The sequence below is a fragment of the bacterium genome, from assembly GCA_036524115.1.
GTDB lineage: Bacteria > JAUVQV01 > JAUVQV01 > JAUVQV01 > DATDCY01 > DATDCY01.
In genome coordinates this window covers 1-3,849 of record DATDCY010000261.1, presented here as the reverse complement: position 1 = coordinate 3,849, position 3,849 = coordinate 1, and the positions used below count along the sequence as shown (strand labels likewise).

Annotated in this window: 3 protein-coding genes; all 3 read left to right on the top strand. The window is 70.4% G+C overall.

The window, feature by feature from the left end; translation table 11 throughout:
- Positions 1-1,115, top strand: a 1,115-nt coding sequence (locus VI078_12710) for a VCBS repeat-containing protein (protein HEY6000142.1), incomplete at its 5' end; no start/stop codon positions are given.
- A gap of 268 nt (positions 1,116-1,383) precedes the next feature.
- Positions 1,384-2,634, top strand: a complete 1,251-nt coding sequence (locus VI078_12705) for an alginate export family protein (GenBank protein ID HEY6000141.1) — start codon at positions 1,384-1,386, stop codon at positions 2,632-2,634.
- 135 nt (positions 2,635-2,769) lie between these two features.
- Positions 2,770-3,849 (top strand): response regulator (locus tag VI078_12700; GenBank protein ID HEY6000140.1); only part of this gene is annotated, 1,080 nt, incomplete at its 3' end.

The following is a 3,849-nucleotide window of genomic DNA, read 5'->3' as shown; positions in this document are numbered from 1 at the left end:
CCCCGGCGTCGCCATCCGCCGACGCGGCCCCGGCTTCGCCGGCGGCGCCGACCCCGGCCCCGTCGCCGGTCCCGGCCCGGGCGGGCGAGGGCGAGTACGCCGTCCGGGATCTCCCCGGCGGCGGGCGGGCCCTCGCGGCAGGCGACATCCTCGGCGAGGGCCGGGTGGAGATCGTCGTCAGCGACGGCGACCGGCTGTCGCTGTACCGCTGGGACGAGCAGCAGCTGTCCTGGCGCTGGGACGAGGCCGCGCGGGGCGGCCGGCGGATCGTGGGGCTGGACGCTGCCGACGTGGACGGCGACGGCCGGGCGGAGGTCCTCGTCTCGGCCGTCACGTGGGGCCGGGCCGCGACCGAGATCCGCTCCTGGCGCGGCGGGAGGCTGGAGGTGATCGGGACGGCCGACGGGCTCTACCTGCGTTCCGTGCCGCGGCCGGGGGCGGCCCCGCTCCTGCTCGGACAGCGGGCGGGCATCGACGAAGTGCTCGCGGGCCGGGTCGAGGAGTACCGGTGGCGCGACGGTTCGGTGGAGCGGGTCGACGGCACCGCCCTGCCGCGGCAGGCGGGCATCTTCGGCCTTGCGCTGGCCGCCGCGGGGAGCCCGGCCGCGTGCTATGTGCTGGACCGGAACGGGTACCTCTTCGCCTTCGACGCGGAAGGCAAGGCCCTCTGGCGGAGCGCCCGGACCTATGGCGGGTACCCCCCGCCGCTGCGGGAGCAGGATCTCGGCGGGGGCTGGAGCCTCGAGGGACAGGCGTTCGACGAGGCGATGCAGGCCTTCCAGGGGCGTCTGCTCGCGGAGGCGACGCCGGCGGGGACCCGCCTCATCGTGCCCCGCAATTACTCGGACTCCATGATCGTGCTCACCCGCATGCGCGGGATCGGCAAGGGGGAGGTCGTCGTTCTCGAGGCCCAGCCGGGTTCGTTCTCCCTCGAAGAGGAGGGGCGGAGCCGCTCCTTCGATGGCTACGTCGCCGACCTCGCCCGGGGCGACGTGGACCGCGACGGAACGGTCGAGACGCTCTTCCTGGTCAACCGCAATGCGGGGGTCCTCCTCGGGGAGCGCGCGAGACTGGTCGCCTGGAGGCCGCCGGGGCGGTTCGCCGAGGGAAAATAAGGTCTTGACAGGGAAGAATTGCTGCTGATAGTTTGCCCCCGGAATCACTCCGAAGAGGGTAGGGTATCCGGGGGTGGTGCCCCCGGAGCGGCTTTGGACGAGAAAAACAAGCGGCGATGCGTATCCGCGCCACGGGGAGGTGATGGGCTCGCAGGGATAACGGCTGTGCGACGGTGAGGAACCAGGCTTTCCCGGTGAAGTGCAGGACGGCTGGATACGCGGACGGCCGGGAAAACGGGGAACCAAGCAGGCAAACAGGAGGGACACGATGAAGAAGTTCATGACGATCACCCTTGCGGCGGCGATCATGTTCGCGGTCGCGGGCCAGGCCTCGGCGGCGGCCCTCGAGACCAAGGCTGAGTTCCGCGCCCGCTACTGGTACACCGACAAGTACTTCCAGACCATCAACCCGAAGGCCGACAACCAGGTCGAGTGGTGGGACCAGCGCCTCCGCCTGTTCCTGACGTGGCCCGTTGCCGATGGCGTGAAGCTGCAGGTGCGCACGGACATCCTCGAGACCATGTGGGGTGCCCAGGAGGCGTTCGGCAACAACGCCATCTTCGGCTCTGCCAACCAGATCGACTTCGACTGGGTCAACATGGTCGTGGCGATTCCGAGCACCCCGCTGACTATGACCCTCGGCAAGCAGGATGTGAGCTGGGGTCCGGGCGTGCTGGCCAACAAGGACAACCGCTTCCGCGCCAAGATGGCGGCGAAGCTCGACCCGGTCGCGGTCTCGCTGTCGTGGGACAAGAACGCCGAGACCCTCAACGGCGCGACGCTGGTCAACGGCGTCCAGAACCAGGCTGACAACGACGGCGTGACCCTGGCCGTCACGGCCGAGGCGGCCGGCTTCAAGTTCGGCGTCCTCGGCCTGTGGTCCGACGACCAGACCACCTCGAACATCGACAAGGAGCGCTTCGGCGGCGACGCCTTCGCGATGGGCAAGGCCGGCCCCGTCGACCTCTCCGCCGAGGTTGCGTACATCACCGGCAAGAACAAGGTGACGGGCGGCAAGGACGTCGATCAGAGCGGTCTCCTCGCCTACGTCGGCGCGAAGTTCCTGGCGGGCCCGGCGACGATCGGCGCCGAGGTTGCGTACGCCCAGGGCGACAAGCCCGGCACTGCGAAGAACGAGGGCGCGCTGCGGTTCGATTACCAGTCGCCGTTCTGGTCCGTGATCCTGTTCAACAACTTCGACCTCCCGGGTTGGGAGAGCACCTACACCGGCGACCTGAGCGTCGGCAACGCCGTGGCCGGGAAGGTCTCGGCCGCCGTGAAGGTCATGCCGGCCCTCACGCTGTACGCCGCGGGGATCTACGGGCAGCGCCTGCAGGAGACCGCGAAGGGCGCCGGCAACGACGAGGCGCTTGGCGAGGAGTTCGACGTGATCGCGATGTACTCGATGACCGAGAACGTCGGCGTCAACGTCGGCTTCGCCTACCTGCTCCCCGGCGACGCCTACGGCGACCTCGACAACGCCTGGGGCGCCACGGCCCAGTTCAACCTGACCTTCTAGTTCCGCGCTTCACCAGCCCCGGGGGGACCGCCTCCCGGGGCTTTTTTTCTTTCTCTTCCGGGGTTTGCATCGACCGTCAGGCCGTGCTATACAGCATGGTGCGGCGAGGTGCGCCTCCGCCGCCGGATCTCGTGCGTGGACAGGGGGTTGAGCGGCTCCATGAGCCTGGTGGGGAACCTCGAGGATCTGTCGCTTCCCGACATCCTCCAGATCGTGTCCCTGAGCAAGAAGTCGGGCATCCTCGTGCTCGAGCGCGAGGGGCAGCAGGGGAAGATCCTCATCCGCGAGGGCAAGGTCATCCAGACCGTCTCGCCGCGGCCCGGCAAGACCCTCGGTGAGTTGCTCGTCTCGCGCGGGCTCGTGGGGCCCGAGGACCTGGCCAGGGCGCTCGAGCTGCAGCGCGCCGGCGAGAGCCGGGAGCTGCTCGGCTCGATCCTCGTGCGCCTCGGGCTCATGGACGAGGCCGCGCTCGAGAAGATCGTCCAGCAGCAGATCGAGGACGCGATCGTCTACTTCCTCTCCTGGAAGGAGGGGACGTTCAGCTTCGAGCTCGCCGACATCAAGAGCCGCGGCGAGGTCAGCGTCGACCCGCACGCATTCATCCTCGAGCGCGGGATCGACACCCAGTGGCTCGTGCTCGAGGGCACCCGGCTGATCGACGAGCGCGAGCGCGAGCGCGGCGCCGACGCGGCTGCCACGCCGGCCGCGGAGCCGGAGGGCGAGACCTCGTTCGCCGACCTCGACACCACGCCCGAGCCGGTCGGGGCGGGCGTGCCGCTGGTGCTCGTCGACGACGATCCGGTCTTCCGGGAGGAGGCCGCCGGGCAGCTCGGACGTCTGGGCTTCCGCGTGGTTTCCTGCGACGGCGTGGGCGCCGGGCTGCGCGAGATCGAGCGCGAGGTCGCGCGCGGGTACGCCCCCGCGGTGCTCACGGACATCGTCATGCCGACGCTCGACAACGAGGGCTTCCTGGGCGGGCTGGAGCTGATCGAGAAGGTCCGGCAGTCCCGCCCCGGGGTCACGGTCGTCGCCGTCACGGCGTACCCGGACGAGAACGTCAAGGAAAGGGTCCTCGCCCTGGAGGGGCGCTTCCTGGTGAAGCCCGCGCGCGCCGGCGCCGCAGAGTTCTTCGCCGCGATCGCGGCCGCCGTCTCTGGCGCGGCGGCGGCACCAGCCCCGTCCGCTGCGTCTGCACGGGCGGCCGCGCGCCCCGGC

Excerpts from the sequence above, each read along its gene's own strand:
- VI078_12705 (HEY6000141.1), top strand. The coding sequence starts at position 1,384 with ATGAAGAAGTTCATGACGATCACCCTTGCGGCGGCGATCATGTTCGCG.